This window comes from Catenulispora yoronensis (genome assembly GCF_039531695.1).
In the GTDB taxonomy this organism is placed as follows: Bacteria; Actinomycetota; Actinomycetes; order Streptomycetales; family Catenulisporaceae; genus Catenulispora; species Catenulispora yoronensis.
The window spans coordinates 1-18,688 of sequence record NZ_BAAAQN010000085.1 but is presented as its reverse complement, the minus strand read 5'-3'; the positions used below and the strand labels follow the sequence as shown (position 1 = coordinate 18,688).

Annotated in this window: 2 protein-coding genes (1 of these 2 cut by a window edge); both read right to left on the bottom strand. The window is 69.0% G+C overall.

From position 1 onward, the window contains the following. On the bottom strand, positions 1-8,496 hold the 5' portion of the coding sequence (locus tag ABD481_RS42280) for a non-ribosomal peptide synthase/polyketide synthase (RefSeq protein WP_344671555.1). It extends 8,427 nt beyond the left edge of the window; 8,496 of the gene's 16,923 nt are visible here — the first part of the coding sequence; it begins with the start codon at positions 8,494-8,496; the stop codon falls past the left edge of the window. Beyond that, complete coding sequence (locus ABD481_RS42275; RefSeq protein WP_344671554.1) at positions 8,493-18,665, bottom strand: amino acid adenylation domain-containing protein; 10,173 nt, start codon at positions 18,663-18,665, stop codon at positions 8,493-8,495. Before ABD481_RS42275 ends, ABD481_RS42280 begins: the two co-directional genes overlap by 4 nt. Between the last annotated feature and the right edge of the window lie 23 nt (positions 18,666-18,688).

Sequence of the window (18,688 nt, the reverse complement as noted above, 5' to 3'; positions counted from 1 at the left end):
CGGCGCATCAAGGCCCGCAGAGTCCTGCGCCTCGATAACCATCCGGGTCAGAGGATCATCCAGCAGGACAGTCGGAATACGACCCGCAGGCAAACCACCAACCGCATCGGTGCTGCCCAACACCACCGACACACCACCATCAGCCAGCAAAAACGCCAGACGATCCACCGGAAATCCCGGGTCGAGCGGCAAGTAAGCGCCGCCGGCCTTCCATACGGCCAAAATCGACACCACCGTGTCCAGACCCGGCTCCAAACACAGCCCCACAACCGTCTCCGCACCAACACCCAACGCCCGCAGATGCCGCGCCAACCGACTCGACGCCGCATCCACCTCCGCATAGGTCAGCGAAGTGCCGCCGGACTCGACCGCCACCGCACCCGGACGTTCGACCGCCTGCGCCGCGACCAACTCGTGCACCCCGGCCGCGCCAGGAACCGGCACCGCGGTGTGGTTCCACGCCGCCAGCGCCAACTGCTCATCCGCCGTGACGACCGGCAGCTCCGATATCCGCAGCCCCGGGTCGGCCGCGACCGCCGCCAGCAGCTCGACCAGCCGGGTGGCCAGCCGTCGCACCGTGGTCTCGTCGAACAAGGCCGCGCTGAACTCCGCCTCCCCGGCCAGGCCGGCCGGACGTTCCGCGAGGACCAGGCGCAGATCGAACTTCGCACGCACCCCGGTCGACAGCTCCGGCGACGGTGACTCCCCCGGCCGCCGCCCCTGCTCCCGCGACGACGGGTCCCCCGGCGGCGGCCCTTGATCCGGCGCCGCAGGATCGTAGTTGAAGATCACCTGGAACAGCGGCGTCCGAGACCGGTCCCGCTCCACCCCGAGCGCCTCCACCAGCTGCTCGAACGGCAGGTCCTGGTGGCCGTACGCGTCCAGCGCCCCGCCCCGCACCCGGCCGACCAGCTCGGCGAACGTCGGGTCGCCGCTCAGATCGGTGCGCAACACCAGAGTGTTGACGAAGAAGCCGATCAGATCCTCGGTCTCGGCCCGGTTCCGGTTCGCCACCGGAGTACCGACCACCACGTCGTCCTGACCGCTGTGCCGAGACAGCAGTGCGGCGAAGGCCGCGAACAGTGTCATGAACATCGTCGCGCCGCAGTGCCGCGACAACGCGCGCAGCCGTTCGGCGACGTCGGCGGGCACCTCGAACGGGACGGCACCGCCGGCCGAGGACCGGACCGCCGGACGCGGCCGGTCGGTCGGCAGTTCCAGCAGCGGCGCGCCGGACAGGCGTTCCCGCCAAAAGGCCAGCTGCTCATCGAGGACCGGACCGGACAGCCGTTCGCGCTGCCAGACCGCGAAGTCCGCATACTGCACAGGCAGCGGCGCCAGCGGCGACGGTTTGTCGTTCCGGAACGCGTCGTAGAGCATTGAGAGCTCGCGGCGCAGGATCACGCCGGACCACTCATCGGCGATGACGTGGTGCATGCACAGGCTCAGCACGTGCTCGTCCGGGCGGAGGCGGAGCAGCGTGCCGCGGATCAGCGGGCCGACCGCCAGATCGAACGGGACCACGGCATCGGCCGCCACGACGTCGCCCGCCGCCGCCATCGGATCGGGAGCGCCGCTGACGTCCACCTCCGCCAGGGCGAACCCGGCCGCGGGATCGACGATCTGGCACGCCAGCCCGCCGGCGTCCGCGACCAGACGCGTCCGCAGCACTTCGTGGCGCTCCGACAGCGCGTCCAACGCCGCACGCAGGGCCGCGACGTCGAGCTCTCCCGTCAGGTGCAGCCCGACCGGGATGTTGTACTCCACCGATCCCGGTTCCAACCGGTCCAGGAACCACAGCCGCTGCTGGCCGAACGACAGCGGCAACGGCACCGCGCCGTCCCGGCGCACCGGCACGATCGGCGGAGCGGGCGGCGCGCTCCGCCCGGTCGCGTCGACGACGGCGGCCAGGCCTGCCACCGTGGGCTCATCGAACAAGGCCGCCAACGGGATCTCGGCCTCGAACACCGCCCGGATCCGGGACATCACCCGGGTCGCAAGGAGCGAGTGGCCACCGAGCTCGAAGAAGTCGTCGGCCACGCCGACCCGGTCCACGCCGAGGACGTCGGCCCAGACGCCCGCGAGGATCTCTTCAGTCGGCGTCCGCGCCGCCACGAACCCGGTGGCCGCGTCCGGCCGGACGCCGTCCGGCACCGGCAGGGCGCCGCGGTCGACTTTTCCGTTGCGGGTCAGGGGAATCGCGGCGATCTCGACGAACACCGCCGGGATCAGGTGCTCGGGAAGCCGGTCCCGGGAGAAGGACCGCAGATCGGCGGTGAGGGGGATGCCTTCGGCCTGGTCAGCGGGCACCAGGTACCCGACAAGGCGGCGGTCCTGATCCGGTCCATAGGCGGCCACCACTGCCGAAGCGACGCCGGGGTGCTCGGTCAGCACGGCCTCGATCTCGCCCGGTTCGATGCGGAAGCCGCGGACCTTCACCTGCTCATCGACACGGCCCAGGAACTCCAGCTGACCATCAGCACGCCAGCGGACCACATCACCAGTGCGATACATCCGCGAACCATCACCCGCGAACGGATCGGCAACAAACCGCTCAGCCGTCAGGGCCGCACGACGACGGTAGCCACGCGCCACACCGGCTCCGGCAACGAACAACTCCCCCGCCACACCAACCGGCACCGGACTCAAATGCCGATCAAGCACAAACACACGCATGTTCCCGATCGGACCACCGATAGGCGGAGCCATACCGTCGACCGGATCGCACTCCGCAACGGACGCACACACCGTGACCTCAGTCGGACCATACGCATTAAACAGACGCCGACCCGGCGACCAGCGCGCCGCCAACTCAGAACCCAGACGCTCCCCAGCGGTCACCAAAACCCGCACACCAGCCAGATCAGCAGGCTGAAGCACCCCCAGCAGAGAAGGCGGCACCGTCGCCACCGTCACACCCGCGTCCGTAACCAACCCGGACAACCGCGCCGGTTCCCCACGCTCCTGCTCGGAAGCCACCACCAAACAGCCACCCCAGCCCAGAGCCATCACCAGCTCCCACACCGAGGCATCAAACGTGAACGGTGCAAACCCCAACACCACATCCGAACCACCGCCGACACCCAACGCAGCACGCTGCGCACCAACCAGGCTCACCAAACCGCGATGACCCAACTGCACACCCTTCGGCCGACCAGTGGAGCCGGAGGTGTAGATCACATAAGCAGCCTGATCCGGCGCCACGATCGTCTGCGAGGCGACGGACGACTCGGCGGCAATCCGGGCCACCGTTGCCGGATCGTCCAGCCACACCACCGGCACATCAGGACTCGACTCCAGCCGCATCGCCGCCGCACCTTGCGTCACCAGCAACGACGCGCCGGAATCGCTGAGCATGAACGACAACCGTTCCGCCGGATACGCCGGATCGAGCGGCAGATACGCACCACCCGCCTTCCACACAGCCACCACCGCCACGACCATGTCCACACCACGCCCCAGACACAGCCCCACCACCGCCTCAGCACCCACGCCGAACGTTCGGAAGTGACTCGCCAATCGGTTCGACGCGGCGTCCAGCTCCGCATACGTCAACGACACGCCGTCGCACACCACTGCGACCGCATCCGAAGCCACCGCGGCGTGAGCAGCAATCAGCTCGTGAACACCCGCGACGTCGGGCACCGGCACATCGGTCGCGTTCCATTCCATCAGCACCTTGCGCCGCTCGACCTCGTCGAGGACTGCGAACTCGGACACCCGCAGCCCCGGATCGGCCGCCGCGGCGGCCAGCAACCCGAGCAGATGCGCCACCATGCGCTCGACGGTCGACCGGTCGAACAGTCCCGTACTGAACTCCACCGCTCCCGACAGTCCCCTGTCACCCTCGTCGGACTCGACGACGGTCAGGGTCAGATCGAACTTCGCCGGGATCGCCGGCTCGGCGTCCGGCACGGCATCGTCCGCGCCGGACGGACCGCCCGCGTTCTCGTCGGCGCCGGCCCGGGCGTAGTTGAACAGCGCCTGGAACAGCGGCGTCCGCGACCGGTCCCGGTCCGGCTGCAACGCGTCCACCAGATGATCGAACGGTAGGTCCTGGTGGTCGAAGGCGGCCAGCGCGACGTCCCGCACCCGGGCCAGCAGGTCGGTGAACGCCGGGTCGTCGCGCAGATCGGTCCGCAGAACCAGGGTGTTGACGAAGAACCCGATCAGCCCCTCGACCTCGGCCCGGTTCCGGTTCGCGACCGGCGTGCCGACGGCGACATCGTCCTGACCGGAGTAGCGCGCCAGCAGCACCGTGAAGGCCGCGAACACGACCATGAACATCGTCGTGTCGGAATCCCGGGACAGCGCGCGCAACCGGGCCGTGACCTCGTCGGGCACCGCGAAGTCGATCGTCGCGGCCGGTGCGGAGCGATCCGTCGAACGCGGCCGATCGGTGGGCAGTTCCAGCACCGGCGCGCCGGACAACTGCTCGCGCCAGTAATCGAGCTGGGCTTGCAGCACCGGGCCGGACAGCCAGTCCCGCTGCCACACGGCGAAGTCGGCGTACTGCACCGGCAAGGGAGCCAGCGCGGCGGGCTCGCCGTTGTGGAACGCGCCGTAGACGGCTGCGAGCTCGCGACGCAGGATGCCTGCCGACCACTCGTCGAAGACGACGTGGTGGGTGCACAGGCTCAGCACGTGATCCTCGGCGGCCAGGCGCAGCAGCGTGCCCCGGATCAGCGGACCGGTGGCCAGGTCGAACGGGGTCACGGCGTCGGTGGCGATCAGTGCGCCGGCGGCCGACGCCGGGTCCGGCTCGGTGGACAGGTCCAGCAGCGGCAGGGCGAAGCCGTGCGGCGGGTCGATGATCTGATGCGCAACGCCGTCGGCGTCCGCGACGAGCCGGGTGCGCAGCACTTCGTGGCGCTCGACGAGGAAGGTCAGGGCGGCTCGGAGTGCGACGACGTCCACCTCGCCGGTCAGGCGGATCGGGATCGGCGTGTTGTACTCGGCCGAGCCCGGCTCCAGCTGGTCCAGGAACCACAGCCGCTGCTGGGCGAAGGACAGAAGCAGGGGCACCGAGCCGTCGCGGCTGACCGGGGTGATCGGCGGCGCGGACGACGAGGCCGCCGGGCCGGCGGTGTCGATCGCGGCGGCGAGGCCGGTGACGGTGGGCTGGTCGAAGATTTCGGCAAGGGCGATCTCGACGTCGAAAACGGCTCGGATGCGCGACACGACGCGGGTCGCGAGCAACGAGTGGCCGCCCAGGTCGAAGAAGTCGTCGGTCGCACCGACCCGGTCCAGACCGAGGACCTCGGCCCAGATTCCGGCGAGAAGCTCCTCGGTGGGGGTGGCGGGCGCGGTGAAGGCGGCAGCCAGGTCGGGGCGGACGCCGTCGGGGGATGGCAGGGATTTGCGATCGACTTTGCCGTTGGGGGTGCGAGGAATCGCCGATATCTCGACGAACACCGCCGGGACCATGTGGTCCGGCAGTCGCTTGCCGGTGAAGGCTCGCAGCTCACTGACAGCTGGTAGCCCGGCGTCCGGGAGGGCGGTTACCAGGTAGGCCACCAGGCGTCGATCACTGCCGTCACCATCAGCAACCACCACAGCGGACGACACTGCGGGATGGGTCGTCAGGACGGCCTCGACCTCACCCGGCTCGATCCGGAAGCCGCGCACCTTCACCTGGTCGTCGACCCGGCCCAGGAACTCGACCAGACCGTCAGGACGCCACCGAGCCCGATCACCAGTGCGATACATCCGCGAACCGTCGTCGGCGAACGGATCAGCGACAAACCGCTCAGCTGTCAGACCAGGACGGCGGCGATAGCCACGCGCTACACCCGGACCGGCAATGTAAAGCTCACCCGGCACGCCCACGGGCACCGGACTCAGCGATCGGTCCAGGACGTGCAGGCGGGTGTTCGGCAGCGGGGCACCGATCGGCACCGAACCAGAGCCGACGATGGTCGTAGCGAGAACCGTGGCGGCCGCACCGATGGTGGCCTCGGTCGGACCGTAATGGTTGACAATCTGACGATCCCCGGCCTGCTCCAGCAGCGAGCGGACCAGCTCCGGCGAGGCTGCCTCGCCGCCGAGAATCAGGGTTCGAGCAGGCAGCAGATCCGTGAGGTTGTCCTGGGCTGCGAGCGCCGCCAGATGTGAGGGGACTATCTTCAGATAGTCGACATCAGCACCCTGTGCATCGGCTGAGATCCGTAGACAGCCACCGGTGGCCAGGCAAGTGAACACCATCGTGTTGGCGAAGTCCGTCACCACCGACTGCATCAGTCCGTAGCTGCGCCCGACACCGCCAATACCAACCCGATCGGCCACGCCGGAGATGTAGTCGATCAAGCCGCGGTGCGTGACCTGCACACCCTTCGGCCGACCGGTCGAGCCGGAGGTGTAGATCACGTACGCGACCTGATCCGGCAGCACCGGCGCATCAAGCGCCGCAGAGTCCTGTGCCTCGATCAGCATCCGAGTCATCAGGTCATCCAGCACGATGATCGGAATACGACCCGCAGGCAGATCACCGACCGCATCGGCACTCCCCAACACCACCGACACACCACCATCAGCCAGCAGAAACGCCAGACGATCCACCGGGAAGCCCGGATCCAACGGCAGGTAGGCACCGCCGGCCTTCCACACCGCCAAAATCGACACAACAGTGTCCAGACCCGGCTCCAAACACAGCCCCACGACCGTCTCCGCACCGACACCCGACGCCCGCAGATGCCGCGCCAACCGATTCGACGCCGCCTCCACCTCCGCATACGTCAGCGACTCGCTGCCGGACTCGACCGCCACCGCATCAGGACACTCAGCCGCCTGCGCCGCGATCAGCTCATGCACCCCGCCAACTGTCGGCACCAGCGCCTGCGCCGCAGTGTCGTTCCAACCGCTCAAAGCCCGGCGCTCGTCGGAACCGAGCAGCGGCAGCTCCGACACGCGCACCGCCGGATCGGCCGCGACGGCGTCCACCAGCGATACCAGATGTCCGGCCATCCGCTCGATCGTCGACCGATCGAACAATGCGGTGCTGAACTCCAAGGCCGCCGCCAGCCCGGCGCCGCCGTCCACCACCATCAGCCGCAGGTCGAACTTGACGCGGATCCCGCTCGACGCCTCCGCCGACGAAGACGTTCCCGAACCGCCGTCCCCGGTCCACTCGGCGACAGCCCCACCGTCGTCCGGGGCCTCGGGGTCATAGTTGAAGATCACCTGGAACAGCGGCGTCCGAGACCGGTCCCGCTCCACCCCGAGCGCGTCCACCAGCTGCTCGAACGGCAGGTCCTGGTGCGAATAGGCCCCCAGCGACGCGCCGCGCACCCGGCCGACCAGCTCGGCGAACGTCGGGTCGCCGCTCAGATCGGTGCGCAACACCAGAGTGTTGACGAAGAACCCGATCAGATCCTCGGTCTCGGCCCGGTTCCGGTTCGCCACCGGCGTGCCGACCAGCACGTCGTCCTGGTCGGCATATCGTGCCAAGAGCGAGGTGAACGCCGCGAACAGCACCATGAACATGGTCGCGCCGCGATCGCGCGCCAACGCCCGCAGCCGCTCCGCCGCCTCCACCGAGATTTCGAACGCGACCGCGTCACCGGCGTACGAACGCAGCGCGGAACGCGGCCGGTCCGTCGGCAGCTCCAGCGTCGGCGCGCCCGCCAACCGACCCTTCCAGTATTCCAACTGCTCGTCCAGCACCTGGCCGGTCAACCACCGCCGCTGCCACACCGCGAAGTCCGCATACTGCACAGCGAGCGGCGGCAGCGGCGACGGCCGGCCGGCACGGAAAGCGTCGTACAACACCCCGAGCTCATGGCGCAGGATCCCCGCCGACCACTCGTCATAGACCACGTGATGGACGCACAGGCTCAGAATGTGATCGTCCGGGCCGAGGCGTATCAGGGTTCCGCGGATCAGCGGTCCGGCCGCCAGATCGAACAGCGCCGTCGTCTCCGCGGCCACCACATCGCTGGCGGCCGCCACCGGATCGGGCTCGGCGGACACGTCCAGCAGCGGCAGGCCGAACTCCGCCGACGGCTCGATCATCTGGTACGCGACACCATCGGCGGCGGCCACCAGACGCGTGCGCAGCACCTCGTGGCGCTCGACGATCGCCGTCAACGCCGCTCGCAGCGCCGCGACGTCCATCGCACCGGACAGCCGAACCGGGGTCGGAACGTTGTACTCGACCGAGCCCGGCTGCAGCTGGTCCAGGAACCACAGTCGCTGCTGGGCGAACGACAGCGGCAACGGCAGCGAACCGTCGCGGGCCACCGGCCTGATCGGCGACTCCTCGCCGCTGTCGCGGTCGGGACCGTCGAGGTCGGACGCGCCGCGCTCGGCATCGCGCTTCTGAAGCAGCGCAACGAGTTCCTCGCGGTAGTTCCGCAACCGGAGCTTGAGCTCCTCGGTCACCGCGCCCTTCGGCGCGACGAGCCGCAGCCGGCCGTCGGTGAGGAAGACCCGCGCGCCTCGCGCTTCGAGCTCGTCGAGCAGGGCGGGGCCGCTGTTCGGATTCGATGTGCCGGTCACTGCCAGACCCCGCCCTCGTCAGGCTCCTCGTCCTGGAGATCCGCCGCCAGAAACGCGAGTGCTTCGTCTTCGGACATGTGCTCGATCTCGTCGCGGATCCGGGCTTCGATCACATCGGCGAGGGCTGCGACGGTCGGTCCGTCGAACAGGGCGGCCAACGCCACCTCGACGCCGAACGCCGCGCGGATCCGGGACAGCACTCGCGTCGCGAGGAGCGAGTGGCCGCCGAGGTCGAAGAAGTTGTCGGTGACACCGACCCGGTCCAGGCCGAGGACCTCGGCCCAGATGCCCGCCAGGAGTTCTTGGGTGGGGGTGGACGGTTCGGTGAACGTGTCGGTGGTCTGCGACCCGATGCCGTCGGGCCGAGGCAGGGCCTTACGGTCCACCTTGCCGTTCGGCGTGTAGGGGAGCTCCGACAGCTCGACGAACAGCGCAGGGATCATGTAGTCCGGCAGAGTCTCGCGCAGAGCTGAACGCAGGTCGCCGATCGGTGGGATGCCCGCGTCCGGATCGGACGGGACGAGGTAGGCCACCAGCCGGCGGTCGGGGTCGGCACCGCCGGTCGTCGGGGTGACGACGGCCGAGTGCACGGCTGGGTGCGAGGTCAACGCGGCCTCGATCTCGCCAGGCTCGATCCGGAATCCGCGGACCTTCACCTGCTCATCGACCCGGCCCAGGAACTCCAGTTCGCCATCGGCACGCCGGCTCACCAGATCGCCGGTGCGATACATCCGCGAACCATCGTCGGCGGACGGATCCGGGATGAAGCGTTCTGCGGTCAACCCAGGCCGGTTGAGGTAGCCGCGGGCCAGGCCGAAGCCAGCGATGAACAGCTCGCCGGTTACGCCAACCGGCACCGGGTTCAGATGACGGTCCAGGACATGCAGGCGCGTGTTGGCGATGGGATGACCGAGCGACACCGCTTCACCGGGACGGACTTCGATACACGAAGACCAGATCGTCGTCTCGGTCGGGCCGTACATGTTCCACAACTCGACACCGGCGCCGACCAGCTCATCAGCCAGACTCGGCGGCAGCGCCTCACCGCCACACAACACCCGCAGGCCCGGCGACGGAACCCAACCGTCATCCAGCAGCATCCGCCACGTTGATGGCGTCGCCTGCACCCAACCAGCACCCGTTGCGGCCAACAGCCCCGGCACCGCTTGCGGCGACTCGGCCACCACCAACCGCGCCCCCACCATCAACGGCCCGAACAACTCCAGACCCGCGATATCGAACCCGAACGTCGTCACCGCCACAGCCACATCACCCGACGACAAACCCGGACGACCAGCCATCGAATCCAGCAGATTCACCAACGAGCCCTGCGACACCACCACACCCTTGGGCCGACCTGTCGACCCCGAGGTGTAGATCACATAAGCAGCCTGATCCGGCGAAGTAATGGCTGACAGAGCAGCCGACGACTCCGCCACGATCCGCGCCACAACCTCCGGATCATCAAGCCACACCGCCGCAGGGACCTGCTCCGCCACACTATCCGGAACGATCGACCGGTGCCCGACCAGCAACGACACCCCAGAATCAGCCAGCATGAACGACAACCGATCCACCGGATAATCAGCATCCAGCGGAAGGAACGCCCCACCGGCCTTCCACACCGCCAAACACGCCACCACCAAATCCACACCGCGACTCAGACACAAAGCCACCACCGACTCAGCACCCACACCCAACGTGCGAAGATGCCGCGCCAACCGGTCCGACTCCGCCTCCAGCTCCGCATACGTCAGCGACACATCGCCACCCGTGACCGCCACCACGTCCGGACGCGCCACGGCCTGCGCCGCGATCAACTCCTGCACGCCGCCGACACCGGGGACCTGCACGTCAGTGGTGTTCCAACCGGCCAGTGCCTGGTACTCGCCACCGGTCAGCACCGGCAGCTCCGAGACCCTGAGCCCCGGGTCACCGGCGAGGGCGTCCAGCACCACCAGCAAGTGTCCGGTCAAGCGCTCGATCCTGGCGGCGTCGAACAGAACGCTGCTGTACTCCATGCCGCCGGCCAGACCGCCGTCCTCCGCCTCGACCAGCCCGACGGCGAGATCGAACTTCGCGATGCGCAGTCCGGCGTCCATCCCGGACACCACCACATCGCCGAGGGCCGGCCGGCCGTCGTCGCCGGGACCGTAGTCGAACAACACCTGGAACAGCGGGGTGCGCGACCGGTCGCGCTCCGGCTGGAGCGCGTCGACCAGCTGCTCGAACGGCAGGTCCTGGTGGCCGTACCCGCCCAGCGCCGCCGCCCGCACCTGGCCGACGAGCTCGGTGAACCGCGGATCGTCGCTCAGGTCCGAGCGCAGCACCAGCGTGTTCAGGAAACAGCCGATGAGGTCCTCGGTCTCGGCCCGGTTCCGGTTCGCGATCGGAGTCCCGATGACGATGTCGTCCTGGCCGGTGTAGCGGGACAGGAGCGCGGTGAACGCGGCAAACAGGGTCATGAACATCGTCGTGCCGGAATCGCGGCACAGCTTCCGCAACCGCTCGGCGGTCTCCGGAGGGACGCGGAACTCGACCACTCCACCGGCCGACGAGCGGACCGCCGGACGCGGCCGGTCGCTCGGCAGCTCCAGCACCGGCGCCCCGGCCAGCCGCTCGCGCCAGTAGCGGAGCTGCTCGTCGAGGATCGAACCGGTAAGTCGTTCCCGCTGCCACACCGCGAAGTCGGCGTACTGCACGGCCAGCGGCGCCAGCGGCGACGGCCGACCCTGACAGAACGCGTCGTAGAGGGCTGCGAGCTCGCGACTCAAGATCCCGGCCGACCACTCGTCGGAGACCACGTGATGCATACACAGACTTAGCACGTGATCACCCGGCCCGAGACGCAGCAAGGTGCCGCGCATCAGCGGCCCGGCGGCCAGATCGAAAGGCGTCACCGCGTCCGCGGCCACCAGGTCGTCGGCGGCGCCCAGCGGGTCGGTTTCGGCGGACAGGTCCAGCAGCGGCAGGTCGAACCCGATCGTGGAATCAATGATCTGATGCGCATCACCGTCGGCATCCGCGACCAGGCGGGTCCGCAACACCTCGTGCCGTTCGACGATCGCCACCAGTGCGGCGCGCAACGCCTCGACGTCCAGCTCACCGCGCAGACGCAGCGGTCGCGGCACGTTGTACTCGGCGGATCCCGGCTCCAGCCGGTCCAGGAACCACAACCGCTGCTGGGCGAACGACAACGGCAACCGGCGGTCGCGGGATACCGAGACGATCGACGGCGTCCTCCGCCCCGTGCCGGTTCGCTCGATCACACCGGTCAGGCCAGTCACGGTGGGCTGATCGAACAGGTCGGCGAGGGCGATCTCGACGCCGAGGACGGCTCGGATGCGGGACACGACGCGCGTCGCGAGCAGGGAGTGGCCGCCGAGATCGAAGAAGTCGTCGGTCACGCCGACCCGGTCCAGGCCGAGGACTTCCGCCCAGACACCGGCCAGAAGTTCCTCGGTAGGAGTCGACGGTGAGGCGAAGGCGGCAGTCAGCTCCGGGCGAACGCCGTCCGGCGCCGGCAGGGCATGGCGATCGACCTTGCCGTTGGGAGTGCGCGGGATCGCCGATATCTCGACGAACACCGCAGGGACCATGTGGTCCGGCAGCCCCCGGCCGGTGAAGGCTCGCAGCTCACTGACAGCGGGAAGCCCCGCGTCCGGATCGGCAGGGACCAGGTAAGCCACCAGGCGCCGATCGCCGCCCTCGCCATCGGCGACGACCACAGCGGACGACACGCCAGGATGCGCAGCCAGAACAGCCTCGACCTCACCCGGCTCGATCCGGAAGCCGCGCACCTTCACCTGGTCGTCGACCCGCCCCAGGAACTCGACCAGACCATCGGCCCGCCACCGAGCCCGGTCACCGGTCCGATACATCCGCGAACCATCACCCTCGAACGGATCGGCGAGGAACCGCTCAGCCGTCAGTCCAGGACGACGCCGATAGCCACGCGCGACACCGGTGCCAGCGATGTAGAGCTCACCTGCCACACCGGTCGGCACCGGGCGCAACGACCGGTCCAGGACATGCAGACGGGTATTCGGCAGCGCAGCACCGATCGGCACCGAACCCGAACCAACTACGTCGAGGTCGAGAACCGTGGCGGCCGCGCCGATGGTGGCCTCGGTCGGGCCGTAGTGATTGACGACCTGACGGTCCCCGGCCAGTTCAAGGAGCGAACGGACCAGACCTGGTGAAGCTGCCTCGCCACCGAGAATCAGGGTTCGAGCAGGCAGCAGATCCGCGAGGTTGTCCTGGGCAGCGAGTGCCGCCAGATGCGAGGGAACGATCTTCAGATAGTCAACATCAGCACCCTGAACATCAGCCAGGATCCGCAACCGACCACCAGTAGCCAGACAAGTGAACACCATGGTGTTGGCGAAGTCCGTCACCACCGACTGCACCAACCCGTAGCTACGCCCCACTCCCCCAATGCCGACCCGATCAGCCACGCCGGAGATGTAGTCCACCAAGCCGCGATGCGTGACCTGGACACCCTTCGGCCGACCCGTCGAACCCGAGGTGTAGATCACGTACGCGACCTGATCCGGCAGCACCGGCATATCAAGGCCCGCAGAGTCCTGCGCCTCGATAACCATCCGGGTCAGGGGATCATCGAGCAGGACAGTCGGAATACGACCCGCAGGCAAACCACCAACCGCATCGGCACTACCCAACACCACCGACACACCACCATCAGCCAGCAGAAACGCCAGACGATCCACCGGAAAGCCCGGATCCAGCGGCAAGTAAGCGCCACCGGCCTTCCACACCGCCAAAACCGACACCACCGTGTCCACACCCGGCTCCAAACACAGCCCCACAACCGTCTCCGCACCAACACCCAACGCCCGCAGATGCCGCGCCAACCGATTCGACGCCACCTCCAACTCCGCATAGGTCAGCGAAGCGCCGCCGGACTCGACCACCACCGCATCCGGACGCTTGGCCGCCTGCACCGCAATCAGCTCATGAACCCCGCCGACAGCCGGCACCAGCGCCGCGGTGTCGTTCCAACCGCTCAAAGCCCGGCGCTCATCAGCGGTCAGAACCGGCTGCTCCGACACACGCATCGCCGGGTCGGCCGCCACGGCCTCCAGCAGCAGTACCCACCGCCGGGCCATCCGCTCGATCGTCGACCGATCGAACAACGCGGTGCTGAACTCCAAGGCCGCCGCCAGGCCGTCCCCGATCTCGGCGACCATCAGCCGCAGATCGAACTTGGCCCGCACCGCCTCCGTCAGCCCGTCGTCCCCGCCCTCAGCCTCCTGCGTCTCCTCCGCCACGTCGGAGAAGTAGTTGAACAGCACCTGGAACAGCGGCGTCCGAGACCGGTCGCGCTCGGGTTGCAGCACGTCCACCAGCCGCTCGAACGGCAGATCCTGATGGGCGAAGGCGTCCAGCGACCCGGCGCGGACCCGGTCGACCAAGTCCGTGAACGTCGGGTCGCCCGCGAGATCGGTGCGCAGCACCAACGTGTTGGCGAAGAACCCGATCAGGTCCTCGATCTCGGCCCGGTTCCGGTTCGCGACCGGCGTGCCGACCACGACGTCGTCCTGACCGGAGTGCCGCGACAACAGCGCCGTGAACGCGGCGAACGTGACCATGAACATGGTCGCGTCGCAGTCCCGCGCCAGCCGCCGCAACCGCTCCGCCGTCTCGACCGGGATTCGGAACTCGACCAGCCCGCCGGCCGATGAACGGACCGCCGGACGCGGCCGGTCGGTCGGCAGCTCCAACACCGGCGCGCCCGCCAACCGCTCGCGCCAATACCCCAGCTGCTCGTCCAGGACCGGACCGGACAGCCGGTCCCGCTGCCAGACCGCGAAGTCCGCATACTGCACAGGCAGCGGCGCCAACGGCGAGGGCAGGCCGGCGCGGAAGGCGTCCAGCAACGCCGCCAGTTCGCGGCGCAGGATCCCCGCCGACCACTCGTCGCAGACCACGTGGTGCATGCACAGGCTCAGCAGGTGATCGTCGGTGCCGAGCCGCAGCAGCGTCCCCCGGATCAGCGGCCCCGTCGCCAGGTCGAAGGGGGTCGCCGCGTCGGCCGCGAGGAAAGCGCGGGCCGCCGACGCGACGTCCCCGTTTGCGGAGAGATCCAGCACCGGCAGGTCGAATCCCACCGCTGGATCGATGGTCTGATAGGCGATCCCGTCGGAACCGATCGTCAGGCGCGTGCGAAGCACCTCGTGGCGCGCGACGAGCTCGTCCAACGCCGCTCGCAGCGCCAGAAGATCCAGCTCGCCAGGCAGCCGCACCGGCATCGGCACGTTGTACTCCACCGACCCCGGCTCCAACTGGTCCAGGAACCACAACCGCTGCTGCGCAAACGACAGAGGCAACGGCACCGAACCGTCACGGACCACCGGCACCAGCGGCGCCGTGGAATCGGATCCGGATCCGGACACGGCGCTGTCGACGACCGCAGCAAGACCCGCCACCGTCGGCTCATCGAACAACGAAGCCAATGCCACCTCGACCCCGAACACCGCCCGGATCCGCGACACCACCCGCGTCGCCAACAACGAATGCCCACCCAGATCAAAAAACCCGTCGCCCACCCCCACCCGATCCAACCCCAGCACCTCGGCCCAGATCCCGACCAGGAGCTGTTCCGTGGGCGTCGACGGCGCGACGAACGTCTGCGCGGATTCCGGCCGGATGCCGTCCGGCTCCGGCAGCGCGTTGCGGTCGACCTTCCCGTTCGGCGTCTGGGGCAGCGACGCCATCTCCACGAACACCGCCGGGACCATGTAGTCCGGCAACCGCTGCCCGGCGAACGCCCGCAGCTCGCCGGTGTCCGGGATCCCCTGCGCATGATCGGCCGGCACCAGGTACGCCGCCAGCCGCCGGGCGCCGTCCCGACCGAACGGGGCCACCACCGCGGCCCGGACCCCGGGATGGGCCTCCAGCACGGCCTCGACCTCACCCGGCTCGATCCGGAACCCGCGGACCTTCACCTGGTCGTCGGCACGGCCGAGGAAGTCCAGGCGGCCGTCCGGAAGCCACCGGACCAGGTCACCGGTGCGATACATCCGCGAGCCGTCGGCGGCGAACGGATCGGCGACGAACCGCTCCGCCGTCAGCACCGCACGGTTCCGATAGCCCCGGGCCACGCCGGACCCGGCGATGAACAGCTCCCCCGCGACCCCGGCCGGCACCGGGTTCAGCGACCGGTCCAGGACGAAGACCCGCGTGTTGTCGAGCGGCCGCCCGATCGGCGGCGCCGCGTCCTCGTCCGGATCGCACCGGGCGGTGGTGGAGATGACCGTCGTCTCCGTCGGGCCGTAGGCGTTGAACAGACGGCGGCTCCCCCAGGCCTGAACCGTCTGCGCGGTGGTGCGCTCGGCGCCGGAGATCAGTGTCCGTATTCCCGGGACCCGCGCCGGGTCGATCGCGCCGAGCAGCGACGGCGGGACGCTCGCCGCCCGCACGTCGCGGGCGTGCGCCATCGTCGCCAACAGTGCCGGGTCGCCCCGCTCCGCGGACGTGGCCACCATCAGGGTCCCGCCTGCGGAGAGCACCGTCGCCACGTCCATCGCTGCCCCGTCGAAGCTGAAGGAGGCGAACTGCAACACCGCTTCGCCCGGCGTGATCCCGAAGACCGGAGTCATCGCCACAGTGAGGTTCAGCAGTCCGCGGTGGGTCACTTCCACGCCCTTGGGGCGGCCGGTGGATCCCGAGGTGTAGATGACGTAGGCGACCTGCTCCGGCAGCACTTGGACGTCGAGCGGCGCGGAGGTGCGGTCCGGGCCGGGACCGGCCGCGATCAGGGCGCGGGTCCGCGAATCGTCCAGCCAGACCGTGGTGGATGCCGGGCTCGGGTCTGTGGTCGCTTCTGTTTCTGTGCTCGCGTCTGTATCTGTGCTCGTGCTCGTGCCCGTCAGGAAGTCCGGCGCGACCGCACGATGCGCGACGACCACCTCCGCCCCGCTGTCGGCCAGCATGAAAGCCAGCCGGTCGCGTGGGAAGGCAGGATCCAGGGGCAGGTACGCGCCGCCGGCCTTCCAGACCGCCAGGACGGATGCGACCATGTCCACACCGCGTTCGAGACACAGACCGACAATGGAGTCCGGGCCGACGCCCAGGTCACGGAGGTGGTGAGCCAGACGGTCGGCCCACTGGTCGAGTTCGGCGTAGGTGAGCGAGGCATCGGCGCAGACGACCGCAGTGAGTTCTGGGCTCAGCGCGGCTCGTGCGGCGATCTGCTCGTGCACTCCACCGACTGCGGGCGTGGACACTTCGGTGTCGTTCCAGGCGCGCAAGGTCCGGTCATACTCTTGCGCGGTGAGAACCGGCAGCTGCGAGAGGCGCAGCCCAGGGTCGGACCCGACCGCGGCCAGCAGCGTGACGAGGTGGTCGGCCATCCGCTCGACGGTCGAACGGTCGAACAGACCGGTGCTGAACTCCAGGCCGCAGGACGGACCGCCGTCTCGGAGGTCTGACATGTGCAGCGTCAGATCGACCTTCGAAACGACCGCCGGGACGGACAGCGGGTCCTGGGCGGCGTCGCCGATTTCGGGGGCGTCATCGGGCTGGAGGTAGTTGAACGACACCTGGAACAGCGGGGTCCGCGACCTGTCCCGCTCCACTCCCAGCGCCTCAACGAGTTGCTCGAACGGCAGATCCTGGTGGGCATAGGCGCCCAGCGCGGTGCTGCGGACCCGGGACAGCAGGTCGGTGAACGTCGGGTCGCCGGACAGGTCGGTCCGCAATACCAGGGCATTGACGAAGAACCCGATCAGGTCCTCGGTCTGCGCCTGGGACCGGTTGCCCACCAGCGTTCCGGCCACCACGTCGTCCTGGCCGGTGTAGCGGGACAGGAGCGCGGTGAACGCGGCGAACAAGGTCATGAACATGGTCGTGCCGGAGTCGCGGGACAGGCCGCGCAACCGCTCGGCGATTTCCGAGGGGACTCCGAACTCCACCACCGCGCCGGCCGAGGACCGGACCGCCGGGCGCGGGCGGTCGGTGGGCAGCTCCAGCACCGGCGCCCCGGCCAGCCGGTCGCGCCAATAGTCGAGCTGTTCTTCGAGCACGGTGCCGGTCAGCCACTCCCGCTGCCAGACAGCGAAGTCCGCGTATTGAACGGGCAGCGCGGGCAGTGCGGCCGACGACGGCTCACCGTCGTGGAATGCGTCGTAGAGGGCTGCGAGATCTCGGCGCAGAATACCGGCCGACCATTCGTCGCAGACCACGTGGTGCATACACAGGCTCAGGACGTGATCGGCCACGGCCAGGCGGATCAGGGTGCCGCGAATCAAAGGGCCGGCGGTCAGGTCGAAGGGGGTGACCGCGTCGGCGGCGATCCGGTCGATGGCGGCCGTCGCCGGGTCGGTCGCAGTGCTGACGTCCAGTTCGGCCAGAGCGAACCCGGATGCCGTGTCGATGAGCTGATACGGCACGCCGTCGGAACCGGCGAGCAGGCGGGTGCGCAGCACCTCGTGCCGGGCGACGAGCGCGTTCAGTGCCGCGCGGAGCGCCGTCGTGTCCAGTTCGCCCGAGAAGCGGATCTGCATCGGGACGTTGTAGTCGACCGATCCGGGTTCCAGCTGGTCCAGGAACCACAGGCGTTGCTGGGCGAAGGACAGCGGCAACAGACCGTTTCGGTCCACCGGCACGATCGGCGGGGCTGATGCCGAGGACGAACCAGCCTGCTCATCGATGACGGCCGCCAGTCCTGCGACCGTTGGCGCGTCGAACACCGATGCCAAAGGCATCTCCACCCCGAACACAGCGCGGATCCGCGAGACCAGCCGGGTGGCCAGCAACGAATGCCCGCCCAGGTCGAAGAAGCCGTCAGCGGCACCGACACGGTCCACCCCCAGAACCTCAGCCCAGATCCCGGCAAGCAACTCCTCGGTCGGGGTGGACGGGGCCGCGAACGAAGCCGTCAGCTCCGGACGGGCACCATCGGGGTCCGGAAGTGCACGGCGGTCGATCTTGCCGTTCGGAGTCAGCGGTATCGCAGCCAACTCAATAAACGCCGACGGCACCATGAACTCCGGCAACCGCCCACCCACAAAAGCGCGCAGATCGGTCGCCGAGGCGATGCCTTCACCAAGATCGGACGGCACCAGCCACGCCACCAACCGGCGATCCCCAGCCACATCCCGACCATCCACCACCGCCGCCGCAACCCCCGGATGCGACCGCAACACATGCTCAACCTCACCCGGCTCAA